Here is a 22,077-nt window from a genome sequence, read left to right as displayed (position 1 = left end):
GCGCGACGATCCGGGACGCCCGGTCGTTGACCCCCTCGTACGGAACCCACCGACCCGAGGAGCCACCCGTGAGCACCCCCGTCCTGTCCCGCCCGACCTCGGGCAAGCTCGTCGCCGGCGTCTGCGCCGGGCTGGCGCGGCGCTTCGGCCTGCCCGCCAACGTCGTGCGGCTGATCTTCGTCCTGTCGTGCGTCCTGCCCGGGCCGCAGGTCCTGGTCTACGCCGCGCTGTGGATCGTCCTGCCGAAGGACACGAACCGCTGACGGGCCTAGGCTCCCCGTCGTGACCAGCACCGAGAACACCACCACGACGGGTCCCGCGCGGGCCACCGCGACGATCGGCCTGGGTGTCGACATCGGCGGATCCGGCATCAAGGCCGCCCCGGTCGACCTGGTCGCCGGCGAGTTCGCCGCCGAGCGGGTCCGCATCGAGACCCCGCAGCCGGCGACCCCCGCGGCGGTGGCGCCCGTCGTCGCGGAGGTCCTGGCCGGTTTCGACGTGCCCGCGGACACCCCCATCGGCATCACCTTCCCCGCCGTCATCCAGCACGGCATCGCGCGCAGCGCGGCGAACGTCGACCCGTCGTGGATCGGCACCGACGCGGAGACGCTGTTCTCCGAGGCCCTGGGCCGTCCTGTCGTGGTGGTCAACGACGCCGACGCCGCCGGGTACGCCGAGGTGACGTTCGGGGCCGCGAAGGGCGTGCACGGGGTGGTGCTGGTGACGACCCTGGGCACCGGGATCGGCAGCGCGCTGATCGTCGACGGGAGGCTCGTGCCCAACACCGAGCTGGGGCACCTGGAGATCGACGGGCACGACGCGGAGAAGAAGGCCGCCGACTCCGCCCGCGAGCGCCAGGACCTCTCCTGGTCGCAGTGGGCCAAGCGCCTGCAGCGCTACTACTCCCACGTGGAGGACCTGCTGTGGCCGGACCTCATCGTCGTGGGCGGCGGGGTGAGCAAGAAGCACGAGAAGTTCCTGCCGCTGCTGGACCTGCGCACGCCCATCGTGCCCGCGCAGCTGCGCAACGACGCGGGCATCATCGGGGCGGCCTCGCTGGCGGCCGCCGCGGCGGCCACCCGCCGGTAGCCTTCCGGTCGTGACCCGGGCGCACTAGTGTCCGGGTCATGACTGACGCACCGCCGCGCCTGACGTTCGGCCTGTTCATCCCGCAGGGCTGGAAGCACGACCTCGTGGGGGTGGACCCCGCCGCCCACTGGGAGGTCATGAGCGGGCTGGTGCAGCGCGCCGACCGCGGGGACGTGTGGGACTCGGTCTGGGTCTACGACCACTTCCACACCGTGCCCGAACCCACCGACCAGGCCACCCACGAGGCGTGGAGCCTGATGGCCGCCTTCGCCGCGGTGACGCAGCGCATCCGCCTGGGGCAGATGTGCACGTGCATGAGCTACCGCAACCCCGCCTACCTGGCCAAGGTCGCCACCACCGTGGACGTCGTCTCCGGGGGCCGGCTGAACATGGGCATCGGCGCCGGCTGGTACGAGCACGAGTGGCGCGCCTACGACTACGGGTTCCCCGGCGCGGGGGAACGCCTCGCCCGCCTCGACGAGGGCGTGCAGATCATGCGGGAGCTCTGGCGCGACGGGATCTCCACCTTCGAGGGGAAGCACTACTCCACCGCGGGGGCGATCAACCAGCCGAAGCCGCTGCAGGAGGGCGGGATCCCGCTGTGGATCGCGGGCGGCGGTGAGCGCAAGACGCTGCTGACGGCGGCGAAGTACGCCGACTTCACCAACTTCGACGGGACCCTGGAGGGGTTCACGCACAAGTCGGAGGTGCTGCGCGGGCACTGCGAGGCCGTGGGCCGCGACTTCGCGAGCATCACCCGCACCGCGGACTACACCGTCGCCATCGGCCGCGACGAGGCCGAGGTGGCGCAGCGGATCGCCGCCCGCCGCGCGCAGCTGGCGGGGCACGTCAGCCCCGAGGCCGTCGAGCGCGAGGTCGGGGGCCTCACCCCCGAGGCCGCCGGGGTGGGGACGCCGGAGCAGATCGTCGCCAAGCTGCGCCCGCTGCTGGACGCGGGCCTGGGCCACGCGAACTTCTACTTCGCCGAGGCCGCGACGGACACCAGCGGGATCGAGCTGTTCGAGCGGGAGGTCGTGCCCGCCCTGCTGGGCTGAGGCTCAGGGCTGCTGGGCCACGGCCACGGAGCGCACGACCCCGCGGAACAGCGGCAGCGCGACGAGGGTGGCGAGGGCCGCGGCCACCGCGAGAGCGGCGGCGGCGGTGCCGCTGCCCTGCTCGGACAGCCGGAAGCTCACGTTGCCGAGGCCGAGGCTCAGCAGCCACACCGCCCACCACGCGCTCAGCTGCGGGGACGTCCCCCGCGGGGCCCGGCGCTGGGAGGCCCGCCAGACGTCGCTGACGTACTGGAAGGGCACGAAGAAGGCGGCGACGGGCACGAACCAGCCGAACCACGCCCACACCGCGGCGCGGCGCTGCGGGGACCGGGGGTCGATGCGCTCGGCGTTGCGCCGGGCGCGGCGCAGCCACAGCGCGACGACGATCCAGTTCGCGACGAGCACCGCGCCGTGGACCAGGGAGAGCAGGGCAGTGACCAGGGCCGCGACGAGGGAGGTCCCCGCGGCCAGCCCGGTGAGGGCAGCGACGAGGGAGGTCGCGGTGGCGACGACGGCGAGGGCGACGGCCGCCCGGCCGAGACCCGCGACGTCCTCCAGACCGCGCACCGGCTCCTCCGGCGCGGACGGGCGCCAGCCGGAGCGGTCGGGGTGACCCGCGGCCCCCGGGTACCCGAGGTGCCCGGGAGCCGCGGGCGCCGTCGAGAACCGGGCGTCCGGGCCCTGCGGGGGCAACCCGCCGCCGAACCCGCCGCCGAACCCGCCCCCGGGGCCGGGGCCGAACCCGCCGCCGTCGACGGGGAACTCCCCGCGCGGCGGGGCGAAGAAGGGGACCTCGGCGACGGGCTCCCGCCGCGCGCGGCCCTCGGGTCGGAACTGCTGGGCGCTCACGCGTTCGTCCTCCTGCTCGCCGCTGCCGGGGCACCGGTCCCTGTGGGTCTCCCAGGGATCGTCGGTGATCGCGGTGCCCGCGCGCAGCCGCCGGGAGCGCGGTCCACCCGGGCGGAGCAGAGGATCAGCCGTGTGCGCCAACGTCTTCTAGAACGGGCATGCTGTCCCGGTGGACCACGACACCCACCCGGACCGCTGCGCGTTCTGCGGCGCCTCGGAGCCCGACGCCGACGTGCGGACCCAGGAGCGGCTGGGGGTCCAGGTGCCGGTCTGCGCGGCCTGCCGGGAGCGCTTCGCCGGGGCCGCGGCGCCCGCGGCCCGGCCACCGGCGGTGGAGGCGCCCGGGGAACCCCGCGGGCTGCCGCCGACCCTGGGCCAGCAGTCGTCGGCCGTCCTGGCCCACGTCCAGCGGATGGCGCGCCTGGTCGCCGAGCGGCCCTTCACCGAGGAGGAGTGCGCGCACTGCGGGCACCCCGTCCACCGCTACCCCGGCCCCGGCGGGGAACCGGTCCGGCTGGCGAAGGAGTCGGTGCTCGCCGTGAGCGTGCCCGCGGAGGAGCGCTGGCGCGTCGTGGACGACCGCGCCGTGCCCGCGCCGGTCCTGGACGAGGACGACGAGGACCAGGTGGGGGCCAGGGTGCGGCACGACGTGGTCTGCCCGGCGAACCCCGTCCCCGCGAACCCGCGGCTGGCGCGGATGTGGCAGTCGCACCTGGCGCCGGCCCCCGCCGACTGAGGAGCCGGCCGCGGCGGGCCGGGGCGATTCAGTCCTCGTCGGAGACGAGCACGAGCTCCTGGACGACGTTGCCGCGGGTGGCGCGGCTGTACGGGCAGACCTGGTGGGCCGCGTCGAGGAGGTCGCGCGCGACGGGCTCCTCCAGGCCGGGCAGCTGCGCCTCGATCCGCACGGCGAGGTCGATGCCCTCGGCCATGCCGCCGGTCACGGCGACGGTCACCGAGACGGCGGAGTCGGAGACGTCGACCTTGCGCATCCGGGCGACGCCCTTGAGGGCGCTGTGGAAGCAGGCCGCGTACCCCGCGGCGAACATCTGCTCGGGGTTGGTGCCGGGGCCGTCGTCCCCGCCCATGCCCCGGGGCAGGGAGAGGCTGACGTCCAGGCGGTCGTCGGAGGAGGTGACGCGCCCCTCGCGGCCGCCCCACGCGGTCGCGGTCGCCTCGTACATGGTCGCCATGGCGGAACTCCCTCTCGATTGATGTACCAGGATGGTACGTGAATAGAGTGGCACGGTGGAGCGGACGCGGCGCGGCAGACCGCGCGACCCCGGGATCGACGCCCGGGTGCTGGCGGCGGCGGTCGAGGAGCTGGCGGAGAAGGGCATCGCGGCGTTCAGCACCCGCGGGGTCGCCGCCCGCGCCGGGGTCGACCGCCGCGGCGTGCACGCCCGCTGGGCCGGCACCGAGGACCTCGTCGTGGACGCGCTGGCCAGCCTCACCGCCCGCCTGGAACCCCCGCTGACCGGGAGCCTGCGCGGGGACCTGGAGGCCCTCGTCCCCCCGATCGCCGAGGCCCTCTCCGGCCGCCGCCGGCAGGTGCTCCAGCGCTGCGTCGACGAGGTCGCCACCTCCCCCGCCGTCGCCGCCCGGTTCCGCCGCGACCACGTCGACCGGTGCGCGGCCGTCCTCGAGGACGCCTTCCACCGCGCCCGCACCCGCGGGGAGCTCGTGGAGGCCACGACCCCCGCGCGGGCCACCGAGGTGCTCATGGGCTCGCTGCTGCTGCGGTCGCTGACCCTCGACGACCCCCTCCGCGGCGACGGCGACGACAGTGGCGGCGACGGGGGCGGGGACGGCGGGGACGGCGCCGCCGAGCGCTCGCGGCGGGACGTCCTCGAGCACGTGCTGGGCCTGGTGACCCGCCCCTCACCGGGGAGCCGTCCGGGTGAGGTGGTCCCGCCGGGCGGGTGACCGGCCGTGCAGGGACCCCCGGATCCACCCGAAGACCTCGCCGTGCAGCAACAGAGCAATGCCCTCGCCTCGTGGTGGCGACAGCTCCCCGCCGACGTGCGGACCGACCTGCTGAGCCTGTCCCCGACGGCCCAGCTGCCCGAGGACCTGGCCCGGGAGCTGCGGTCCTTCGGCGTCCAGGTCGCCGACGTCGGCCTCGTCCTGCGCCTGGGCGAGCACTCCTTCGCCGCCTACGCCCAGCCGCCGGCCCTGCGGGAGTTCCTCGCCGCCGCGCGCATCTGGGCGGCCCTCTGGGCCCCCGAGCCGCGCTGAGGCCCCCTCGCGCCGCCGCGGCCGCGCCGCGGGCTCAGCGGGGGCGGCCGCCGCGGACGGCGGCGAGCAGCGCGACGACGTCGGCCGGCTGCTCGTACAGGGCGTCGTAGCCGTCCTCGCCGGGCACCGTCCCCACCGCGATCACCGTGACCCCCAGCATCTGCAGGTCCAGGGCGGCGTCGGCGGGCAGGAAGTCCGTGGGCGCCAGCCGCAGGAGGCGCCGGCGGGCGACCTCGTCGAGCTGCTCCCACCACGCCTGGACCAGCACCCGCTGCCGGCTCGGCCGCGGCGGGGCCGCGGACCGGCTCGCCGGGGACCGGGAGCCCTCGCGCCCCTGGGCCGGGACCACGGGCACCGGCTCGGACGACGGGGCGGGGAACGCGGGACGGGGGGCCGGTGAACGGAACACGACGTGAGGGTTTCACATCACTGTGAGTGTTTCCTGAGTGGCTCACCGCTACGGGCGTGCGCTGTCGAGCGTGGTGGACGAGCCGGCCTGTAAGCCGGATCCTGTGCCCCGCTCCGGGGAGCGGGCGGCGACCATCCCTCTAGGACGTGCGTTGCCGCACGCCTCAAGCGACCTACCCGGCAGCTCGGGCGGGCCGCCCTCGAACGCTGCCTGTCTGGTCTTGCTCCGGGTGGGGTTTACCTAGCCGCACCGGTCACCCGGCACGCTGGTGGTCTCTTGCACCACCGTTTCACCCTTACCGCCCCGATCGCTCGGGGTGGCGGTCTGTTCTCTGTGGCACTGTCCCGCGGGTCACCCCGGGTGGCTGTTAGCCACCACCCTGCCCTGTGGAGTCCGGACTTTCCTCGGCGGCCGGGTCGCCCCGGCCGACGCGGTCGCCCGGCCGACTCGTCCGCCGTCCACCCTAGGCCATCGGCCCCGTACCCTCGACCCTCGTGCTCGTGCTGCTCCCCCCGTCGGAGACCAAGTGGGCGGGGCCGCGGCGCGGCACGCCCGTGCGTCTGGACGCCCTCACCTCCCCCGCCCTCACCCCCGCCCGCGAGCAGGTGCTGGACGCGCTGGCCGAGGTCTCCGCCCGCCCTGACGCGGCCGAGGTCCTGGGCACCGGACCGGGCCTGGCCGACGTCGTCGCCGCCAACACCACCCTGCGCACGCGACCGGCGGCCCCGGCGTCGAGGGTCTACGCGGGCGTCCTCTTCGACGCCCTCGACCTGCCGACGCTGCGCCCGGCCGCGGCCCGCCGGGTCCTGGTCGTCTCCGCCCTCTGGGGGGTCCTGCGGCCCGGCGACCGCGTACCGGGCTACCGGCTCTCCATGGGCACCAGCCTGCCCGGCGTCGGCCCGCTGGCCGCCTTCTGGCGGCCCCGGCTGGCCGGGGTCCTCGCCCCGGAGGGCGTCGTCCTGGACTGCCGCTCCGCGGCCTACGCCGCCGCCTGGGTGCCCGACGCCGACACCGCGGCCCGCACGGTCGGGGTGCGGGTGCTGTCCGGGGGCAAGGTCGTCTCGCACGCGGCCAAGCGCACCCGCGGCCTCGTCGCCCGGCACCTGCTGACCCGCGGTGGACGGGCCCCGGGCACCCCCGCGGCCCTGCACGACGCCGTCTCGGAGGCCTTCGACGCGAAGCTGCTCGAACCCGCGCGCCGCGGCGGGTCCTGGACCCTGGAAGTCGAGGCGTCCTGAGGTGTGGTGGGTCTGCGGGCTCGCCGGGGCCCTGGCCGTCGCGACCGGTCTGCTCGACGGGGACGGCCTCGCCGAGGTCGCCGGCCGCGCCGCTCCCGTCCTCGCCTTCCTGCTGGCCGTCACGGTGGTGGCCGAGCTCGCCGACGCCGCCGGGGTCTTCGACGCCGCCGCCCGGCTGGCCGCCCGCGCGGGCCGGGGCCGGACGTGGCGGTTGTGGCTGCTCGTCGTCCTGCTGGGGACGGTCGCCACGGTCGTGCTGTCCCTGGACACCACGGCGGTGCTGCTGACCCCCGTCGTCCTGGCCCTGGCCGCGCAGCTGCGCCTGGACCCGCTGCCGTTCGCGCTGACCACGGTCTGGCTGGCCAACACGACGTCGCTGCTGCTGCCCGTGTCCAACCTGACCAACCTCATCGCGCTCGACACCCTGGAGGGGTTCGGGGTGTCGGGGACGGCGGGCTTCACCGCGCTGACCTGGGCGCCGTTCCTGGCCGGGCTGGCCGGGGCGGTGCTCGTCCTGGGCCTGGCGCACCGCCGGTCGCTGCGCGGGGCCTACGCGGCGCCCCCGCCCGCGCCCCCGCGGGACCCGGTGACGTTCTGGACCGCGACCGTCGTGTGCTGCCTGCTCGCGCCGGCCTTCGTCAGCGGGCTCACCCCCGCCGTCCCGGCCGCCGTGGCCGCGCTGGTCCTCGTCGCCGTGTTCGCGGTGCGCCGGCGCGGGGCGCTGCGCCCCGGCCTGCTGCCCTGGCGGACGGTGGTCCTGGTCAGCGGGCTGTTCCTCGTCGTCGAGGCCGCCCAGGGGCACGGTCTGGAGGACCTGCTGCGCCCGCTGGCCGGGGAGGGCGAGGGGTTCGCCGCCCACCTGCAGCTGGCCGGGACCGCCGCGCTGACGGCGAACGTGGCCGACAACCTCCCCGCCTACCTCGCGGTGGAACCGCTGGCGGGCAGCGCGCACCGGCTGGTGGCGGTGCTCATCGGGGTGAACCTCGGGCCGCTGGTGACGCCGTGGGCCTCGTTGGCGACGCTGCTGTGGCTGGACCGCTGCCGCGCCCGCGGGGTCGAGGTCTCGTTGCCCCGCTTCGCCGCGCTCGGCCTGGTCGGGGCCGCCGTCTGCGTCCCGGCCGCGGTGGCCGCGCTGCAGCTCACGCGCTGAGGACCGCGGCGACCGCCGCGAGGGTCGGGCTGCCGGTCGCGAGGTAGTCGTCGTGGTCGCCGTCGGGCGGCACCGGCAGCCGGCGGGCGCCGGGGGTCCCGGCGGGGTCCACCCCCAGGCCGAACCCCCCGATCCGCACGTGCGGGACGAGGCGGATCGGGTCCGCCGGGCTCGTCGCCGTCCAGCGGCGGACCCCGGCCGGCAGCCGCCCCTCCCCCACGCCCGGGCTCGCGAGGTCGACGACGTCGTCGACGCCGTGGGCGTCCTCGCCGGCGAGCGCCGCGGCGCAGACCGCGCTGCCGTAGCTGTGGCAGACCAGCACGACGTGGGTCGCGGGGGCGTTCTCCCGCAGGCTGTCGAGGAAGACCCCCAGCCGCCGGCCGCCGGCGCGGGCGAGACCGGGTCCGGCGGCGGAGGGCCCGATCGAGGCGGGGCTGACGTAGTCGGCCCAGGCGACGACCGCGCTCGCCGGGCTGACCGCGGCCAGCGCCCGGGCGCCGGTGCGCAGGGTCCCGGTGTCGAAGGTCGCGAGGTCGGTGCCGACGCCGCCGACGAGGACGGCGACGTCGCGGGCGGCGGCGAGGTCGCCGAAGACCTCGGTGACCAGACCCCGGCCGGTGGTGTCGTGGCCGAGCAACTGCCGGTCCCCGCCGGCCCCGGCGGGACCGCGGTGGTGCGCGTAGCGGGCGGGCAGGTCCCGGGAGACGGTGGCGACGGGTTCCGCCGCGGTGTCCACGGCAGTGTCCGCGGTGGGGTCCGCGGTGGGGTCCACGGAGCGGGAGAACCCGAGCCCGAGCAGGCTCAGCAGGAGGCAGCCGAGGGCCAGCAGGGGCACCGCGCCGGTGCGGCAGGCCTGGACGGACGCGGGGGGCGGGACCGACGGCACGGGAACCTCCAGGGTGTCGCGCGTGCTGCTGATTCGTTGCAGCACAACGTGTTCACCCTCTCCGTCCGGCTCCTCCCGCCCCAGCGTGCAGACCGGCCGGTTCGTCCTCGTGGGGACCGCCACCGGGCCCTCGTGCCAGCACGAGGGACGACGGGTCGAGGCGCCGCTACCGTCGGTCCCGTGTCGAGGACGAGGGCGCTCGCGCGCGCGGTGCTGCGGGCCCCGGTGGCGGGGCGCACCTGGCGGGAGGTCGGTTACCAGGCGCTGGCGCTGCTGCTCGCGCCGGCCGGCCTGCTGGTCCTCGTCCTGCTGCTGCTCGGGGTGGTGCTGTCCCTGACGTTCGTGGGGCTGCCGCTGGTGGCGCTGGCGCTGACCTGCGCGCGCGGGCTGGGACGGGTGCACCGGCGGCTGGTCCGGCGGGTGCTGCGGATCGAGGTCGGGGACCCGGCGCCGCGACCGCGGGGCCGCGACCCGTTCGACGGCCTGGTGAGGACGCTGACCGACCCCGGCGCGTGGGCCCAGACGGGCTTCCTGCTCGTCCAGGTCCCGCTGGCGGTGCTCGGGGCGGGCGGGCCGCTGGGGCTGCTGTCGGCGGTCGGGGTCGCGCTGCTGCGGTCCCCGGAGGGGAGCCCCCCGGGGGTGCCCGGGCTCGTCCTGGTGGTCGTGGTCCTCGCCGGCCCGTGGCTGCTGCGGCTCGTCGTCCGGGTGCAGGTGGGGCTGACGCGGGCGACGGGTGCGCAGGAGGGGGACTCGGCCCGGCTGCGGCGCAGCCGGTCGGCGGTGCTGGAGGGCTCGGCCGCGGAGGTGCGGGCCATCGAGCGGAACCTGCACGACGGCACCCAGGCCCGGCTGACCGCCATCGCCCTGCACGTCGACCTGGCCCGCCACCGGCTGCGCGCCGACCCCGGCGGCGCCGGGGAGCTGCTGGACGTGGCGCACACGACGACGCGGGAGGCGATCACCGAGCTGCGCACGATCATCCGCGGCATCCACCCCCCGGCCCTGGACGAGGGGCTGGGACCGGCGCTGACGACGATGGCCGAGCAGGCGGGTCTGGTCGTCGAGACCGACGTCGACCTGCGGGGGGCGGTGCTCTCGCCCGCGATCGAGACCATGGCCTACTTCTGCGTCGCCGAGCTGCTGGCCAACGCCACCAAGCACGCCGGCGCCGAGCGGGCCTGGCTGCGGGCCCGGGCGACGCGGCGGCGGCTGCGGCTGGAGGTGCGCGACGACGGCCGCGGCGGGGCGGACCCGGCGCGCGGCAGCGGGCTGCGGGGCCTCACCGACCGGATCGCGGGGGTGGACGGGACGTTGCGCCTCGTGAGCCCCCCGGGGCTGGGGACCCTGGTCCGCCTGGACCTGCCGGTGCGGGCGTGAGCGGGCTGCGGGTCGTCCTGGCCGAGGACTCCGCGGTCCTGCGCGAGGGCATGGTGCGGCTGGTGGAGCTGCGCGGGCACCGGGTGGTGGCCGCCGTCGGGGACGGGCAGCAGCTGGTGAGCGCGGTGGACGACGACGTCCCGGACGTCGTCGTGACCGACGTCCGGATGCCCCCCGGCCACAGCGACGAGGGTCTGCGGGCGGCGCTGGAGTGCCGGCGCCGGCACCCCGGGCTGCCCGTGGTGGTGTTCTCGCAGTACGTGGAGAACCGGATCGCGCGCGACCTGCTGGCGGAGTCGGCCGCGGGGATCGGCTACCTGCTGAAGGACCGGGTGGCGGACTCGCGCGAGTTCCTGGACGCGGTGGAGCGGGTCGCCGCGGGCGGGACGGCCCTGGACCCCGAGGTCGTGGCGCAGCTGGTCCGCCGGGGCCGGGACGGGCTGGCCGAGCTCACCCCGCGCGAGCTGGAGGTGCTCGCGGCCATGGCCGAGGGGTTGTCCAACGCGGCCATCGCCGCGCGCCTGGTGGTCGGGGAGCGGGCCGTCGAGAAGCACGTCGCGGGCATCTTCACGACGCTGGACCTGCCCCCGAGCCCGCAGGAGAACCGGCGGGTGGTGGCGGTCCTGCGCTACCTGCGCCGGGACTGATCAGAGGTCGTCGTGGTGCTCGCCGAACGCCCGGCCCATGCCGGTGAGGAAGCGGTGCACGACCTCGAGCTCGGCGTCGTCGAACTGCGCCATGACCGCGGCGCTGCGCCGGCCCAGCGGCCCGAAGAACTCCCGGGCCAGCTCCATGCCGGGTTCGCCGTAGCGCAGGAACACCTTGCGGCGGTCGGTGTCGCCGCGGTCGCGGCGCAGGTGGCCGTGGCGCTCGAGGCGGTCCACGACACCGGTCGCGGCGCCGGTGGTGACGTTGAGCAGGCCCGCGAGCTCACCGGCGGTCAGCGGGTCGTCGGCGATCTCGCGGCGCATGACGTGGATCAGCGCCTGCAGGTCGGTGGGGTGCAGCCCGTGGCGTGCGGCGAAGACGTGCGCGATGCGTTCGGACAGGCCCGCGAGGTCGCGGAGCTCGTCGACGATCTCCTGCTCGCGGCGGGCGCGGGGGGTGTCGCGGGGTCGGTACGTGCTCATCGGTTTGCCATCCTACCCCTCGACCGCTAGACATCTCAGTCACTGAGAGATCTACTGAACGAGGTGACTGTGCGTCCCCTGACCGCCCTCCTGACCGGCCGCGCCACGGCCTGGCTCGTCCTGCTCGTCGCGGTGCTCCTCGCCGGCGCCGTGAACGCCTTCGGCGGCGACGCCCCCGAGGGCACCTCCGCCACCGGCGGACCCCCCGCCTCGGCGGAGTCCGTGCGCGCCGCGGGGCTCGCCGAACGCCTCCCCGACGACGGCGCGGGCACCCTGCTCGTCGTCTACTCCCGCGACGGCGCCCCCCTCACCCCCGCCGACCTCGCCGCCGCCGGCGCGCTGGGCACCCCGGTCCCCAGCGAGGACGGGCGGGCCGCGCTCGTCCCCGTCCCCGTCCAGGTCGACGTCCCCCGCGAGGAGCTGGCCGCCACCGTCGCCGACGTGCGCGGGCGGGCCGACGCCGGGCTCCCCGCCGGGCTCACCGCCGAGGTGACCGGCGGTCCCGCGTTCAGCGTCGACATCGCCGACTCCTTCAGCGGCGCCAACACCCGCCTGCTCCTCATGACCGCCGGGGTGGTCGCGCTGCTGCTGCTCGTCACCTACCGCTCCCCCGTGCTGTGGCTGGTGCCGCTGGTCGTCGTGGGCCTCGCCGACCAGGTGGTGACCCGGCTGCTGCAGCTGGTCGGGCGGCTCACCGAGACCCCCGTCGACCCCTCCTCGACCGGCATCACCAGCGTCCTGGTCTTCGGCGCCGGGACCAACTACGCCCTGCTGCTCATCGCCCGCTACCGGGAGGAGCTGCGCCGCGAACCCGACCACCGGGCCGCGATGCGCGCGGCGCTGCGCGGCGCCGGTCCCGCGATCGCCGCCAGCGGCACCACCGTCGTGCTCGCCCTGCTGACCCTGCAGGCCGCCGTCCTGCCCGCGGACAGGACGATCGGGCGCGACGCCGCGATCGGCATCGTCGTGGCCCTGCTCGCCGGGCTGCTCGTGCTGCCCAGCGCCCTCGTCGTCTGCGGGCGGAGGCTGTTCTGGCCCTTCGTGCCCACCGTCGGCTCCGTCGAGACGACCCGCACCGGCGTCTGGGCGCGGATCGCCGGCGCCGTCCTGGCCCGCCCGGTGCGGGTCGTGGTCGCCTCCGTCGTGCTGCTGGGCGCCCTCGCCGCCGGCCTCACCGGTGCCCGCCTGGGCCTGCAGCAGACCGAGCAGTTCCGAGTGTCCGCGGAGTCCGTCGACGGCTCGCAGACCCTGTCGGAGCACTTCCCCGGCGCCGCCGCCGAACCCGCCCAGGTCCTCGTCCCCGGCAACGGCACCGGGGGCGGCGCCGGCGGCGTCACGGCGGTCGTGGCCGCTGCGGAGGCGGTCGAGGGCGTCGGCGCGGTCCGGCCCGGGCGCAGCGCCGACGGGGTCACCGAGGTCCTGGCCACCCTGGAGGCCGAGCCCGGCTCCGCCGCCAGCCGCGAGGTCGTGCAGCGCCTGCGCGAGGCCGTGCGGGCCGCCGCCCCCGGCACCCTCGTCGGCGGCACCGAGGCCGAGGCCCTGGACGAGCGCACCGCCACCGTCCGCGACCTCACCGTGGTGACCCCGCTGATCGTCGCCGTCGTCCTCGTCGTCCTCGTCGTGCTGCTGCGGTCCCTGGTGGCCCCGCTGCTGCTCGTCGCCACGGTCCTGGCCACCTACGGCGCCGCCCTCGGCGCCGCGAACCTGATCTTCACCCGGGTCGCGGGCATGCCGGGCCTGGACAACCAGGTCCCGCTGCTGTCGCTGCTGTTCCTCGTCGCCCTGGGCGTGGACTACAACATCTTCCTCGTCACCCGGGTCCGGGAGGAGACCCCGGCCCTGGGCACCCGCGACGCCGTCCGCGTCGGGGTCGCGGTGACCGGCGGGGTCATCACCAGCGCGGGGGTCCTGCTGGCCGCGGTGTTCGCCGTCCTCGGCGTCCTGCCGCTCATCGTGCTGACCCAGATCGGCGTCGTCGTCGGGATCGGGGTGCTGCTCGACACCCTGCTGGTGCGGACCGTCCTCGTCCCGGCGCTCTTCGCCCTGCTGGGCCGCCGGGTGTGGTGGCCCAGCCGCCTCGACGCCCCCGGCGAGCCGCGCCGGGAGGCCGTCACACCCGGTTGACCGCCAGGACCTCGCCCGTCCCGTCGGCGCGGTAGCGCAGCAGGGTCCGCGAGCCCGGGTCCACGTGGATCCGGCGCTGCATCCGCCCGTCGACGCCGAGGACCGAGCGGAGCAGGACCCGCAGCGGGTCGCCGTGGCTGACCAGGACCACCCGGCGACCCGCCCAGCGCCGCAGCAGGTCGTCGCGGGCGGCCAGCACCCGGCGCTCCACCGTCGCGATCGACTCCCCGCCCGGCGGCGCCGCCTCCGGGGAGTCGTTCCAGGCGGCGAACTCCCGCGGCCAGCGCTTCACGACCTCGCCGGCGGTCAGGCCGTCCCACTCCCCGAAGTCCGTCTCGTCCCACTGCGGGTCCACGACGACGTCCGCGCCCAGCGCCTCGGCGATGATCCGCGCGGTCTGCTGCGAGCGGCGCAGCGTGGAGGTCACGACGACGTCGGCGTCCTGAACGTCCCAGCAGGTCGCGGCGGCCGCCGCCTCGGCCCGACCCCGGTCCGACAGCTCCGGGTCCTCCCCGTACCGGCCGGAGACCCGGCGCTGCTCGGTCAGCGCCGTCGAGCCGTGGCGCACGAGCACGAGCACCGTCGGCGGCGCGTCGGGGTCCGCCTCCGCGGCGGGGGGAGCCGCGGCGGCCGGGGACGCCGTCCCGCTCGCGCCCGCCCGCTGCCACGCGCGACCGGCCGCGGCGGCGTCCATCGCCTCGTTGGCGAGCCGGTCGGCGTGGGAGTTCTGCGCGCGCGGGATCCAGCCGAAGTCCACCAGCCCCGGTCGCACCAGCGAGCGGGCCTCCTGGGCCAGGGCGCGCATGTCCGCGTGCTTGACCTGCCAGCGCCCCGACATCTGCTCCACGACGAGCTTGGAGTCCATCCGGACCTCCACGCTCGCCTCGGGGTCGACGGCCTGCGCGGCCCGCAGCCCCGCGACCAGTCCCCGGTACTCGGCGACGTTGTTGGTGGCCCGCCCGATGGACTCCGCGACCTCGGCGAGGACCTCCCCCGTCGCGGCGTCCTTGACCACCGCCCCGTAGCCCGCGGGCCCGGGGTTGCCCCGGGACCCCCCGTCGGCCTCGACGCGCAGCCGCCGGCCCACCTCAGACCCCCGATTCGTCCGTGCGCACCAGGATCCGGCCGCACTCCTCGCAGAAGACGACCTCGTCGGAGGCCGTGGCGCGGATGACGCCCAGGTCGGAGGCGTTCAGCTCCAGGCGGCACCCCTCGCACCGGCGCGCGCGCAGCATCGCCGCCCCGACCCCGCCGCGGGGGGCGCGGACCTTCTCGTAGAGCGCGACGAGGGCGTCGTCGATGCCCATGACGATCGCCTGGCGACGCGCCAGCGTCGCGGTCTCCTCGCGCGCGATGCCGGCCAGCGCCTCGTCGCGGCGCGCGGTGACCTCGGTGATCTGCTCGGCCAGCTCGGCGTCGTTGGTGGTCAGCTCGGCCGCGGCGAACTGCGCCTGCTCCAGGCGCTCCATGACGAGCAGCTCCTCCTCCTCGAGCACGCCCTGACGGCGCCCGAGGGACTCCAGCTCGTGCTCCAGGGCCTGCGCGTCCTTGGCCGAGACACCGCCCGACCGCAGCCGCGCGGTGTTGCGGTCGGCGCGCTCGCGCACCTGCGCGACGTCGGCCTCGGCCTTCGCGACCTGCCGCTCGGCGTCGCCGACCAGGGTGCGGGCGGCGACGAGCACGTCCGCGGCGCGGCGGCGCTCCTTCTCCAGCCCGTCCAGCTCGACCTGCTCGGGCAGCGTCCGGCGACGGTGCGCCAGCTGGGCCAGGCGGGTGTCGAGCGCTTGCAGGTCCAGCAGTCGCTGCTGGTCGATCGCCGGAGCCTTCGGCATGCGCCGGCTCACTCTCCTCGGCTGGGGACGCGCAACGTCCAGGGGTCGGTGCGCGTGGTGGACACGTGGGCGACCACCGTACGGCCGTCGGCGGCCAGCGCCACCACCAGGCGGTCCGCGCACCCCGCCAGCCAGGGCCACTCGCTGGCCCAGTGGGCCACGTCGACCAGGAACGGACGGCCCGACTCGGCCCCCTCCCCCGGGCCGCGCTCGAACCTCGCGCGCTCGCGGGCCTCCGAGGCGGGGTGGTGGCGCAGGTCGGCGGTGACGTAGACGTCGGCCCCGCTGGCGCGGACCCGGTCGAAGAGGCCGTCGCCCGACCCCCCGCACACCGCGACCCGCTGGACGAGGGCGTCGGCGTCGCCGGCGACGCGGACCCCCTGCTCGGTCTCGGGCAGGGCGCGGGCCACGCGGTCGGCGAAGTCGCCGAGGCGCTCGGGGGCGGCGAGGTTCCCGACCCGGCCGATGCCGAGCTCGGGACGGCCCGGCAGGGGCTCCAGCGGGAGGAGGTCGTCGAGGTCCAGGACGCGGGCCAGCGCGTCGGAGACGCCCGGGGTGCCCGCGTCGGCGTTGGTGTGCGCGACGTACAGGGCCAGACCGGCCCGGACCGCGCGGTGCACCAGCCGCCCCTTGAACGTCGTCGCGGCCACGGAGCTCACCGGGCGCAGCAGCAGCGGGTGGTGGGTGACCAGCAGGTCCGCCCCGGCGGCGATCGCCTCCTCCACCGCGGCCTCGACGGGGTCGACGGCGAAGTGGACCCGGCGCACGGGGGCGTCGGGGTCGCCGCAGACCAGCCCGACCGCGTCCCAGGGCTGCGCCCGGTCCAGCGGGTGCATCACCTCGAGGGCGTCGGTGACCTGCTGGAGGGTGGGGGGTGCGCCGTCCGGGGGGATCACGGGCTCTGACACTAGTGGCCGGGACCGCTACCGTGGGCCTGGTCGGGGCCCGTAGCTCAGTTGGTAGAGCACCGCGCTTACACCGCGGCTGTCGTCGGTTCGAGCCCGGCCGGGCCCACCTCACACCTCGTCGAGAGCCGCCAGGTGGCGCTTCAGCGAGCGGGGCGCGCCCAGGTCCCCGCGCAGGGACCAGCGGACGGTCCCGTCGACGACGAGCAGCGACAGCCGCTGCGCGACACCCAGGTCCTCGTCGAAGGCCCCCAGCGCGCGCGACACCGCCCCGTGCGGCCAGAAGTCGCTGAGCAGCGGGAAGGGGTAGACCCGGTCCTCGCCCCACGCGCGCAGGGAGGTCACCGGGTCGCAGGACAGCGCGGCCAGCTGGACCCCGGCCGCGTCGAAGCGCTCGATCTCGAAGGCCAGCGCCCCCAGCTCGGCGGTGCAGTGGGTCGAGAACGCCGCCGGCACCAGCACCAGCAGCGCGGGTCCCTGCGCCCACAGCTCCCGCAGGGGCAGGCGCTCCCCGTGCTGGTCGGGGACCACGGCCCCCGGGACGGGGAAGGCGTCCCCCGGTCCCGGGGGGTCGTGGTGCGGCACCGTGCTCAGCGGCGGCCGCTCTTCGGCGTCGTCATGCGCGTGCCCGCCCAGTTGGCGCAGGCGCTGACGCTCGTGGTGGCGTGCAGGCCGGCCGTGGGGGCCGCCTCGTCGATCTCGGCCGCGGGCACGTGGCCCGGGCGGCCCTTCTTGGGGGTCAGGAGCCAGACGATGCCGCCGTCGGCGAGGTTGGTGATGGCGTCGACGAGAGCGTCCACCAGATCACCGTCACCCTCGCGGTACCAGCAGATCACGACGTCCGCGACGTCGTCGGCGTCCTCGTCGAGCAGCTCGCTGCCGATCAGGTCCTCGACGGCCTCCCGGAAGTCCTCGTCGACCTGCTCGTCCCAGCCGAGCTCCTGGACCAGTTGCCCGGACTTGAAGCCCAGCTTGGCCACTGCAGCCTCATCGGCCGCAGGGTCCGCGGTGGCACCCACTCGGTGTCCTGCCTTCCTCCAGCCCCGCTCCCGGTCGGCGGGGACGCTGAACGTGCTCGTGACCTCCTAGTGCACCGGACAGTGCACCCCCAGCGCAAGGCGAAGCGCCGGGCGCCGGGGGGAGGAGCCCACCACGCCCCGCGCCCGCCCCCCGCGGCGGGGCTGCCGGGAGGCCCGCGGGGTGGCAGGGTGGGGCCCGTGGGAAGGGTCACCGTCCGTGCGCGCACCACCCGGCTCGACCTCGATGACGGGTCGGCCCGCGCACGCGCCGACACCCTCGCCGTCGAGGAACCCCTGCAGCTGGAGGTCGACGGCGAGCAGCTGACCGTCACGATGCGCACCCCCGGCGACGACGTCGACCTCGCGCTGGGCTTCCTGCACGCCGAGGGCCTGCTCACCGCGGCCGAGGACGTCGTGTCCGCGGTGCACTGCACCGACCTCGGCCCCGACGGCGAACCCACCTACAACCTGCTGCGGATCGCGGCCCGCCCCGGCAGCCGGCTGGCCGGGGAGCGCGTCGCCCGCCCGTTCACCACGACGTCGGCCTGCGGGGTCTGCGGCTCGGCCAGCGTCGAGGACGTCCTGGCCCGGGTGCCCGCCCCGCTGCACGCGGACCCGGTGCGGGTGGGCACCGACGTCCTGGCCGGCCTGCCCGACACCCTGCGCGCCGCGCAGTCCGCCTTCGAGCGCACCGGCGGGCTGCACGCCGCGGGGCTCTTCGACGCCACCGGCGCCCTGCGCTGCCTGCGCGAGGACGTCGGGCGGCACAACGCCGTGGACAAGGTCGTCGGCTGGGGCCTGCGCGAGGGGCTGCTCCCGCTGCGCGGCAGCGTGCTGGTCGTCTCCGGGCGGGCCTCCTTCGAGCTGGTGCAGAAGGCGGCGATGGCCGGGGTCCCGGTGCTGGCCGCGGTCTCGGCCCCGTCCTCGCTGGCGGTCTCGCTGGCCCGGGAGGTCGGGATGACGCTGCTCGGCTTCGTGCGCCCGCCGCGGGCCAACGCCTACTCCCGGGAGGACCGGCTGGTGCCTCCCGGGGCCTCCGGGGAGACCGGGGTGGGTGCCTGTCCGACGGCAGTCCTAACCTGAGACCGGACCTGAGTCCAGGTAGCTGGGCCCGCTGACCGCGGGACCCTCGACGACAGCGGGAGGACCACCACCGTGGCCAGACGCGATGAGGCGGGCAACGCCCCCGCCGGCAAGGGCCCCATCCTCGACGGCCTGCTCTCGCAGTTGCCGGACATCGACCCCGAGGAGACGGCCGAGTGGCTGGCCTCCCTCGACGGCCTCGTGGACGAGCGGGGCAGCACCCGCGCCCGGTACCTCGTGCTGCAGCTGCTGCAGCGCGCCCGCGAGCGCCAGGTCGGGGTCCCGAGCCTGACCACGACGGACTACGTCAACACCATCGGCCCCGAGAGCGAACCCACGTTCCCGGGCGACGAGGAGGTCGAGCGCCGCTACCGCGCCTGGATCCGGTGGAACGCGGCGGTCATGGTGCACCGCGCCCAGCAGCCCGGGATCGGCGTCGGGGGCCACATCTCCACCTACGCCTCCTCGGCGACGCTGTACGAGGTGGGCTTCAACCACTTCTTCCGCGGCAAGGACCACGCCGGCGGCGGGGACCAGGTCTTCATCCAGGGCCACGCCTCCCCCGGCGTCTACGCGCGCGCCTTCCTCGAGGGCCGTCTCAGCGAGGAGCAGCTCGACGGGTTCCGCCAGGAGGTCTCCAAGGCCCCGAACGGGCTGTCGTCGTACCCCCACCCCCGGCTCATGCCGGACTTCTGGGAGTTCCCGACGGTCTCGATGGGTCTGGGCCCGGCGAACGCGATCTACCAGGCGCAGTTCAACAGGTACCTGCACGACCGCGGCTTCAAGGACACCTCGCAGCAGCACGTCTGGGCCTACCTCGGTGACGGCGAGATGGACGAGCCGGAGTCGCGCGGCTTCGCCCAGCTCGCGGCCTACGAGGGGCTCGACAACCTCACGTTCGTCGTGAACTGCAACCTGCAGCGCCTCGACGGGCCGGTGCGCGGCAACGGGAAGATCGTCCAGGAGCTCGAGTCGTTCTTCCGCGGTGCGGGCTGGAACGTCATCAAGGTCCTGTGGGGCCGCGAGTGGGACACCCTGCTCGCCGCCGACCACCAGGGCGCGCTGGTGGACCTCATGAACGCCACCCCCGACGGGGACTACCAGACGTTCAAGGCCGAGAACGGGGCCTTCGTCAAGGAGAACTTCTTCGGGCGCGACCCGCGCACCGCGAAGCTCGTCGAGGGCATGTCCGACGACGAGGTCTGGAACCTCAAGCGCGGCGGCCACGACTACCGCAAGGTGCACGCGGCCTACCAGGCGGCGGTGAACCACACCGGGCAGCCGACGGTGATCCTGGCCAAGACCATCAAGGGCTACGGGCTGGGGCCGCACTTCGCCGGGCGCAACGCGACCCACCAGATGAAGAAGCTGACCCTGGAGGACCTCAAGCTCCTGCGCGACTCGCTGCGCATCCCGATCAGCGACGAGCAGCTGGAGAAGGACCCCTACCGCCCGCCGTACTTCCACCCCGGTGAGGGCGACGAGGCGATCCAGTACCTGCGCAAGCGCCGCACCGACCTCGGCGGGCCCGTCCCGCAGCGCCGCGTCCAGCACGCTCCGCTGCACCTGCCCGGCGAGGACTCCTACAAGATCGCCGCCAAGGGCTCGGGCAAGCAGGAGATCGCCACCACCATGGCGTTCGTCCGCCTGCTCAAGGACCTCATGCGGGACAAGGAGTTCGGCAAGCGGGTCGTCCCGATCATCCCCGACGAGGCCCGGACCTTCGGGATGGACTCGCTCTTCCCGACGATCAAGATCTACAACCCGCACGGGCAGAACTACACCTCCGTGGACCGCGAGCTGATGCTCGCCTACAAGGAGGCCACCGACGGCCAGATCCTGCACGTCGGCATCAACGAGGGCGGGTCCATCGCGGCCTTCACCGCAGCCGGTTCGTCCTACGCGACGCACGGGCAGCCGATGGTCCCGATCTACGTCTTCTACTCGATGTTCGGGTTCCAGCGCACCGGCGACAACATCTGGGCCGCGAGCGACACCATGGCCCGCGGGTTCATGATCGGCGCCACGGCGGGCCGCACGACGCTGACCGGCGAGGGCCTGCAGCACGCCGACGGCCACTCGCTGCTGCTGGCGGCGACGAACCCGGCGGTGGTGTCCTACGACCCCGCCTACGCCTACGAGATCGGGCACATCGTCAAGGACGGTCTGCGCCGGATGTACGGCGAGGACCCCGAGAACGTCATCTACTACCTCACCGTCTACAACGAGCCCATGGTCATGCCGGCCGAGCCGGCGGACGTCGACGTCGAGGGCATCCTGCGCGGCATGCACCGCATCTCCGTGGGCGAGGGCGACGGTCCCCGGACCCAGCTGCTGGCCTCGGGCGTCGGTGTCCCGTGGGCGCTGGAGGCCCAGCAGCTGCTGAAGGACGACTTCGGGGTCGTGGCCGACGTCTGGTCGGTGACGAGCTGGAACGAGCTGCGCCGCGACGGCCTCGCCTGCGACGAGCACGCCTTCCTCAACCCCGGCGAGGAGGCCCGCGTCCCGTACGTGGCCCAGAAGCTCGGCGGCACGACCGGTCCGGTCGTGGCGGTCAGCGACTGGATGCGCCAGGTGCCCGACCAGATCGCGCAGTGGGTGCCGGGCGAGTTCGCCTCCCTCGGCGCCGACGGGTTCGGCCTCTCCGACACCCGCGCCGCGGCGCGCCGCTACTTCCACATCGACGGCCCCTCCGTCGCGGTGCGCGCCCTGGAGATGCTCGCCAAGCGCGGCGAGGTCGACTGGCGGGCCCCCGGCCAGGCCATCGAGAAGTACCGCCTGCACGACGTCCGCGCCGGGCGCAGCGGCAACGCGGGCGGCGAGAGCTGACCGCGAGCCCGGGAACGACCACCGGCCGCCACCCCCTCGGGGGTGGCGGCCGGTGGTCGTCGCGGGTGGTGCGGGCGCCGGGGGCGGGTCCGGTCAGTGCCGGGCGCGGTCGGCGCGGGCCAGCGCGTCCTCCAGCTCGCCGCGCAGCTGCTCGACCCGGCCGGTGTCGGGGTGCTCGGCCAGGGCCTTGAGGTGGCGACGGGCCTCGGCGAGGCGGCCGGCGTCGATGGCCGCGGCCACCAGGTGCCGCCCGGCCTCGACGTCGTGGTCGCGCGGGCGCCAGTGCCCGACCCCGAGGCTGAGGGCCTCGTCGTTCATCCCCGCCCCGCGCAGGACGGCCAGGGCCTCGGCCAGGGCCTTCCCGCTGCTGTCGCGCTCGGCGGCGATGCCCAGCCGCCGCAGGGCGGCTTCGTGGTCGTCGGAGAGGGAGAGCCGGCCCAGCACGAGCAGCGGCCGCCACGCCCGGGGGCTCTGGGCCAGCTCCTCGGCCAGCGCCCAGACGGCGTTGTCCGCCGCCCGGTGCACCTCCTCGGCGTCGGGCCCGGTGTCCTCGTCCAGGCCGACCCGCTCGCGGTGGGACAGGGCCGCCCGGGTCCGCACCAGCTCCGCGAGGGTGTCGAAGGCGGTCTCGTCGTTGGGGTCCTCGCGCAGCGCCTCGCGCAGCTGCGCCTCGCCGAGGGCGGGGTCCACGGCGTCGGCGTCGGCGCGACGGGTGCGGCGACGTGGTCGCCGACCGGTCGGGCGGGTGCCGGGGCCGGTCCCCGCGGGCGGCTTGCGCCACCTGTCCAGCAGTCCCATGCGTCCCCTTCCGTGCTCCTCGCGGGATCGTCCCCGGAGGTCGTCGGGTGGGCCACCCGGGCCGAC

The 22,077-nt window shown here is 75.8% G+C and carries 24 protein-coding genes, 1 tRNA gene and 1 other RNA gene; 14 read left to right on the top strand and 12 right to left on the bottom strand.

The genetic code is table 11. The features are described 5' to 3' along the window. The first annotated feature begins 68 nt into the window (after positions 1-68). From KRAD_RS17400 to KRAD_RS17390, 3 genes are read left to right on the top strand one after another with little or no spacing between them, the layout of a single operon-like run. Positions 69-263: a PspC domain-containing protein gene (locus KRAD_RS17400; RefSeq protein WP_012086959.1), complete on the top strand. Its 195-nt coding sequence runs from the start codon at positions 69-71 to the stop codon at positions 261-263. 19 nt (positions 264-282) lie between these two features. Continuing rightward, the gene (gene ppgK, locus KRAD_RS17395) at positions 283-1,089 is read left to right on the top strand and encodes a polyphosphate--glucose phosphotransferase (protein ID WP_012086958.1); all 807 of its coding nucleotides are present in this window, start codon (positions 283-285) and stop codon (positions 1,087-1,089) included. Positions 1,090-1,148: 59 nt separating this feature from the next. Next, positions 1,149-2,144 (top strand): LLM class F420-dependent oxidoreductase, encoded by a 996-nt coding sequence (locus tag KRAD_RS17390; RefSeq protein ID WP_041293432.1) that lies wholly within the window; start codon positions 1,149-1,151, stop codon positions 2,142-2,144. A gap of 3 nt (positions 2,145-2,147) precedes the next feature. Here the strand turns inward: KRAD_RS17390 and KRAD_RS24545 are convergent, their stop codons facing one another. After that, entirely contained in the window at positions 2,148-2,993 is an 846-nt protein-coding gene (locus KRAD_RS24545; protein WP_012086956.1) for a DUF4328 domain-containing protein, read from the bottom strand. A gap of 169 nt (positions 2,994-3,162) precedes the next feature. On the opposite strand from KRAD_RS24545, the gene KRAD_RS17380 reads away from it, so the two are divergent. Continuing rightward, a complete protein-coding gene (locus KRAD_RS17380; RefSeq protein ID WP_041292185.1) occupies positions 3,163-3,729 on the top strand; it encodes a DUF6083 domain-containing protein in 567 nt (188 codons plus the stop codon). A 28-nt stretch (positions 3,730-3,757) separates the two neighbouring features. Here the strand turns inward: KRAD_RS17380 and KRAD_RS17375 are convergent, their stop codons facing one another. Beyond that, on the bottom strand, positions 3,758-4,186 hold the full coding sequence (locus KRAD_RS17375) for an organic hydroperoxide resistance protein (protein ID WP_012086954.1): 429 nt from the start codon (positions 4,184-4,186) through the stop codon (positions 3,758-3,760). A 55-nt stretch (positions 4,187-4,241) separates the two neighbouring features. Between KRAD_RS17375 and KRAD_RS24540 the strand changes: the two genes are divergently transcribed. Then, entirely contained in the window at positions 4,242-4,919 is a 678-nt protein-coding gene (locus KRAD_RS24540; RefSeq protein WP_012086953.1) for a TetR/AcrR family transcriptional regulator, read from the top strand. 42 nt (positions 4,920-4,961) lie between these two features. Continuing rightward, positions 4,962-5,231 carry a hypothetical protein gene (locus KRAD_RS25185; RefSeq protein WP_238985760.1) on the top strand — a complete coding sequence of 90 codons (270 nt, stop codon included), beginning with the start codon at positions 4,962-4,964 and terminating at the stop codon, positions 5,229-5,231. Between the two features lie 34 nt (positions 5,232-5,265). On the opposite strand, the gene KRAD_RS17360 is transcribed toward KRAD_RS25185, so the two are convergent. After that, positions 5,266-5,640, bottom strand: coding sequence for a hypothetical protein (locus KRAD_RS17360; RefSeq protein WP_012086951.1), 375 nt, complete (start codon positions 5,638-5,640; stop codon positions 5,266-5,268). A gap of 74 nt (positions 5,641-5,714) precedes the next feature. Beyond that, positions 5,715-6,090: RNase P RNA component class A (gene rnpB / locus KRAD_RS24805), an RNA gene on the bottom strand. 50 nt (positions 6,091-6,140) lie between these two features. Here rnpB and KRAD_RS17355 point away from each other — a divergent pair. Together KRAD_RS17355 and KRAD_RS17350 are read left to right on the top strand one after the other, a co-directional pair. Then, positions 6,141-6,878: a YaaA family protein gene (locus KRAD_RS17355; protein ID WP_203417594.1), complete on the top strand. Its 738-nt coding sequence runs from the start codon at positions 6,141-6,143 to the stop codon at positions 6,876-6,878. Position 6,879: 1 nt separating this feature from the next. Next, entirely contained in the window at positions 6,880-8,028 is a 1,149-nt protein-coding gene (locus tag KRAD_RS17350) for an SLC13 family permease (protein ID WP_012086949.1), read from the top strand. Here the strand turns inward: KRAD_RS17350 and KRAD_RS26135 are convergent. Then, positions 8,018-8,959 (bottom strand): alpha/beta hydrolase, encoded by a 942-nt coding sequence (locus KRAD_RS26135; RefSeq protein ID WP_049821263.1) that lies wholly within the window; start codon positions 8,957-8,959, stop codon positions 8,018-8,020. The genes KRAD_RS17350 and KRAD_RS26135 overlap by 11 nt on opposite strands. Before the next feature lie 135 nt (positions 8,960-9,094). On the opposite strand from KRAD_RS26135, the gene KRAD_RS25180 reads away from it, so the two are divergent. After that, positions 9,095-10,291: a sensor histidine kinase gene (locus tag KRAD_RS25180; RefSeq protein WP_012086947.1), complete on the top strand. Its 1,197-nt coding sequence runs from the start codon at positions 9,095-9,097 to the stop codon at positions 10,289-10,291. Between the two features lie 5 nt (positions 10,292-10,296). Further along, positions 10,297-10,938, top strand: coding sequence for a response regulator (locus KRAD_RS17335; RefSeq protein ID WP_041293427.1), 642 nt, complete (start codon positions 10,297-10,299; stop codon positions 10,936-10,938). Here KRAD_RS17335 and KRAD_RS17330 read toward each other — a convergent pair whose 3' ends face one another. After that, a complete protein-coding gene (locus KRAD_RS17330) occupies positions 10,939-11,421 on the bottom strand; it encodes a MarR family winged helix-turn-helix transcriptional regulator (RefSeq protein ID WP_012086945.1) in 483 nt (160 codons plus the stop codon). A gap of 63 nt (positions 11,422-11,484) precedes the next feature. Here KRAD_RS17330 and KRAD_RS27665 point away from each other — a divergent pair, with 63 nt between their 5' ends. After that, a complete protein-coding gene (locus tag KRAD_RS27665) occupies positions 11,485-13,545 on the top strand; it encodes an MMPL family transporter (protein ID WP_012086944.1) in 2,061 nt (686 codons plus the stop codon). On the opposite strand, the gene KRAD_RS17320 is transcribed toward KRAD_RS27665, so the two are convergent. The 3 genes from KRAD_RS17320 to KRAD_RS17310 are packed head-to-tail and all read right to left on the bottom strand — an operon-like array spanning position 13,532 to position 16,273. Beyond that, the gene (locus tag KRAD_RS17320) at positions 13,532-14,632 is read right to left on the bottom strand and encodes a bifunctional RNase H/acid phosphatase (RefSeq protein WP_012086943.1); all 1,101 of its coding nucleotides are present in this window, start codon (positions 14,630-14,632) and stop codon (positions 13,532-13,534) included. The genes KRAD_RS27665 and KRAD_RS17320 overlap by 14 nt on opposite strands. Before the next feature lies 1 nt (position 14,633). Further along, positions 14,634-15,377, bottom strand: a complete 744-nt coding sequence (locus tag KRAD_RS17315) for a zinc ribbon domain-containing protein (RefSeq protein ID WP_012086942.1) — start codon at positions 15,375-15,377, stop codon at positions 14,634-14,636. A gap of 8 nt (positions 15,378-15,385) precedes the next feature. Continuing rightward, complete coding sequence (locus tag KRAD_RS17310; RefSeq protein WP_041292181.1) at positions 15,386-16,273, bottom strand: Nif3-like dinuclear metal center hexameric protein; 888 nt, start codon at positions 16,271-16,273, stop codon at positions 15,386-15,388. Between the two features lie 45 nt (positions 16,274-16,318). On the opposite strand from KRAD_RS17310, the gene KRAD_RS17305 reads away from it, so the two are divergent. After that, positions 16,319-16,391: transfer RNA gene (locus KRAD_RS17305), tRNA-Val, on the top strand. A 2-nt stretch (positions 16,392-16,393) separates the two neighbouring features. Here the strand turns inward: KRAD_RS17305 and KRAD_RS17300 are convergent. Continuing rightward, entirely contained in the window at positions 16,394-16,867 is a 474-nt protein-coding gene (locus tag KRAD_RS17300; RefSeq protein ID WP_012086940.1) for a peroxiredoxin, read from the bottom strand. 5 nt (positions 16,868-16,872) lie between these two features. After that, entirely contained in the window at positions 16,873-17,301 is a 429-nt protein-coding gene (locus tag KRAD_RS17295) for a DUF3052 domain-containing protein (protein ID WP_012086939.1), read from the bottom strand. Positions 17,302-17,499: 198 nt separating this feature from the next. Between KRAD_RS17295 and fdhD the strand changes: the two genes are divergently transcribed. Both fdhD and aceE read left to right on the top strand, forming a co-directional pair. Beyond that, positions 17,500-18,384, top strand: coding sequence for a formate dehydrogenase accessory sulfurtransferase FdhD (gene fdhD / locus KRAD_RS17290; protein ID WP_049821526.1), 885 nt, complete (start codon positions 17,500-17,502; stop codon positions 18,382-18,384). Between the two features lie 72 nt (positions 18,385-18,456). After that, positions 18,457-21,213 carry a pyruvate dehydrogenase (acetyl-transferring), homodimeric type gene (gene aceE / locus KRAD_RS17285; protein ID WP_012086937.1) on the top strand — a complete coding sequence of 919 codons (2,757 nt, stop codon included), beginning with the start codon at positions 18,457-18,459 and terminating at the stop codon, positions 21,211-21,213. 93 nt (positions 21,214-21,306) lie between these two features. Here aceE and KRAD_RS17280 read toward each other — a convergent pair whose 3' ends face one another. After that, positions 21,307-22,011, bottom strand: a complete 705-nt coding sequence (locus tag KRAD_RS17280; RefSeq protein WP_012086936.1) for a hypothetical protein — start codon at positions 22,009-22,011, stop codon at positions 21,307-21,309. Positions 22,012-22,077 lie beyond the last annotated feature (66 nt).

The organism is Kineococcus radiotolerans SRS30216 = ATCC BAA-149 (assembly GCF_000017305.1).
Taxonomy (GTDB): Bacteria; Actinomycetota; Actinomycetes; order Actinomycetales; family Kineococcaceae; genus Kineococcus; species Kineococcus radiotolerans.
This window is presented reverse-complemented; position numbering and strand designations above follow the sequence as displayed.